Below are 2,622 nucleotides of genomic sequence, written 5' to 3'. Positions count from 1 at the left end.
AAGTTACATTATCCGATATGAGGAATTGGTTTACTCACTGCTGTTATTGTACCTCATCTTTCTGAGAAACGCTATATGTCTGAATTTTATAAAAAACGGCTAAAATTAACTACAACAAGACCATAAATTTTTGCTAGATAAGAATTTGTGCCATTATTTTTAGATAAATTAGCACAGTAAGTAAGGAAGAGCCAGTATGGTGTACAATACACACCTTACCACTACAGATGGTGTCAAAATAGATTCCTTGCGTCCAAGACTTTATCCGCGGTATCTGAGATGTTCCACCATTGTCAATAAGCTTTTTATGAACGGGCCGGAGAGCCTGTTCCACAAGAAAATCTACTCTTCGCTTCACAGGTCGGAAAGCCTGTTCTTGAAAATGGTGAAGATGTGAGTTGTACCGCAGAATTCAAAACATTTGTGGCTTGACAACGTAAAATTCGTGTAATACAATGTAATTTATTGTAGTCTATCAATTCTTACTGCCATGAAGCTAACTGCTGGTTGCTAACCCATCCCGATCGATTTCTAACACTTTGTGCTTTAAAAACTACGAAAGCCAAAGATTTGAATTGGGTAGCGACCTATCGATCGTACTGCGATCCGAGCGTCCAGCACTACGAGGACGGCTCAGCAAACCAAGATGGAGCAGAAATATGCAAAAGAAAGCAATTCTCAACGCAGCTAATTTGACCTGCGAAGTCGCACCCACACGGACTTTGTTCGCAGATATCACTGTTGCTATTCATGAAGGCTCGCGCATTGGCTTAGTCTGTCGCAACGGCAGCGGTAAATCGACCTTGCTCAAGCTACTTGCCGGACAACTAATCCCGCAGATTGGCACAGTCGCGAGGACAGGTAGTGTTTACTATCTGCCTCAAGTCAGTACCCTGAATCTGTCTGCATCGAATGAATTGGTACTGGACTGGATCGCTTCTCATTCGGATGACTGGTGGACGGTGACGACGTTGCTAGAGGAGAAGTTTACCTCGGAAGTCTCCCTATCTCAGCCTCTGAGCACAGTGAGCGGCGGAGAACTGACGAAACTTTGGTTGGCGATCGCTCTATCGAACCAGCCTGATATTCTGTTGTTAGATGAGCCAACAAATCATTTAGACCTGTTAATACCAATTCACTATGAAGATACACTAAATGAGGCTGATGTCTTTCTTGTTGGAACTATCTCCTTAGCGTTATATTAAATGCAGCTTCATAGTAAATTGGTATCAGGTGGTAGATGAATATCAGTGCTAAATAATAAAGCATTTTTGATTTTGCCGTTGGCTTGAACTTCAGAGATACAAGCCAACCTAATTTGGCAATTCAAACAACAACTCCAGACTAATAATGTATATAATGAAACTCCCGGTTTTATTTGACAAAGTTAAGACGACTTAGATCTTGGCAGTCAACCTTACCATCATATTTTCGAGGAGTTCCCAGTTTATTTTGTTCGCCTGTCTAAAGATAGCGTAGATTAGCATCAACTCGCTCACTTGCCAATAAAGTCTAAATTCAACTCCCGCACAGCATCCCAGAATTGAGAGCGATAATAATAGCCATCAGCCACCAAATAACGTACAGAAGTTGGGAAGAAACAACGAGTATTTTTCAAATGTTTTGCATAGTCATCAACTCTTGTGATTTCAAGCGTTGAGCTTTGAGACTCCTGTTTTTTGCGAGATTTTTTTTTACCAGCTATTCTTCGGTTTTTGTGTCAGTTTTTTCACGGGCTTTATTTGAGGACGTGATGGAGTTTGTTGCACGCTTAAGCTATAAGATAAACGAGTCTCAATTTCCACAATAGAAATTACAGAAATTTCCAAACCCTGTTCTGATTTACCAGCTACACCATTATAAAAATAAGCCTTACCGTCAGTTTTCTTGCAACTTTTTATTAAAAAAGAACAATCAATAACAGCAAAAACTGTGTGTTCAGGATTTAAGGCTTGTTCGAGGAAATATTGATTAAATTGTGTAAAGTTAAAGCTTTTGATAAAGTGACGACGGTAGGTTTTTTCACTCAAACAACTATAACGACTGAGATTGGTAAAGTTGATTTTACCATAGCTCAGTAAAATAGTTGAGAATAAAGTGATTAAAAACTTCTTTTGGGGTTGACTAATCCCTGGCATTTGTTGTAATATTGATTCCATGATATTCATAAGGCAATCTGTTGAGCTTGCATATTTTTATAGCTTAACCGAAAAGAGTCCCTTTTTTTCTGTTTATTTTGGGTTCAGATTGCACTCACTTTTTTCACTTCTCTGTTTTATTGCGATCGCATCCCTCTTTAAAAACTGTCCGAAGTATTGATACCTCTGTATTTAACTTTTTTCGAGTTAAATTTTGCCACAGGTTTTTTGACAACTCTTGGGTTGTTTCTAGGACTTACGCATTGACAAATCAGCCCAAATATGAAGCAAGTGCTAAAATTACGGAATTCCTTTGGCAGGTCTAATTTTTTCCATCACAAACAATTGCAAAAATCCCTTAAATGCAGAGTTTTTGCGAGGATATTAATAGGAACTTAGCGGTTAGTTAATATTCAGCTTTTAGACCTACTTTTTGATTCAGGTAATGGAGAATAAAATCACGGGCTACTTCTAACGATAAATT

2 protein-coding genes are annotated in these 2,622 nt (G+C 38.6%); one reads left to right on the top strand and one right to left on the bottom strand.

Annotated elements, in window-relative coordinates:
* Nucleotides 1-659 precede the first annotated feature (659 nt).
* The gene (locus QUA45_RS28490; RefSeq protein WP_333223275.1) at nucleotides 660-1,205 is read left to right on the top strand and encodes an ATP-binding cassette domain-containing protein; all 546 of its coding nucleotides are present in this window, start codon (nucleotides 660-662) and stop codon (nucleotides 1,203-1,205) included.
* A 489-nt stretch (nucleotides 1,206-1,694) separates the two neighbouring features.
* On the opposite strand, the gene QUA45_RS28485 is transcribed toward QUA45_RS28490, so the two are convergent.
* Complete coding sequence (locus tag QUA45_RS28485) at nucleotides 1,695-2,168, bottom strand: hypothetical protein (RefSeq protein WP_333223274.1); 474 nt, start codon at nucleotides 2,166-2,168, stop codon at nucleotides 1,695-1,697.
* Between the last annotated feature and the right edge of the window lie 454 nt (nucleotides 2,169-2,622).

The sequence above is a fragment of the Microcoleus sp. Pol12A5 genome, assembly GCF_036701435.1.
In the GTDB taxonomy this organism is placed as follows: Bacteria; Cyanobacteriota; Cyanobacteriia; order Cyanobacteriales; family Microcoleaceae; genus Microcoleus.
This window is presented reverse-complemented; position numbering and strand designations above follow the sequence as displayed.

Excerpts from the sequence above, each read along its gene's own strand:
- QUA45_RS28485 (WP_333223274.1), bottom strand. The coding sequence starts at position 2,168 with ATGAATATCATGGAATCAATATTACAACAAATGCCAGGGATTAGTCAA.
- QUA45_RS28490 (WP_333223275.1), top strand. The coding sequence starts at position 660 with ATGCAAAAGAAAGCAATTCTCAACGCAGCTAATTTGACCTGCGAAGTC.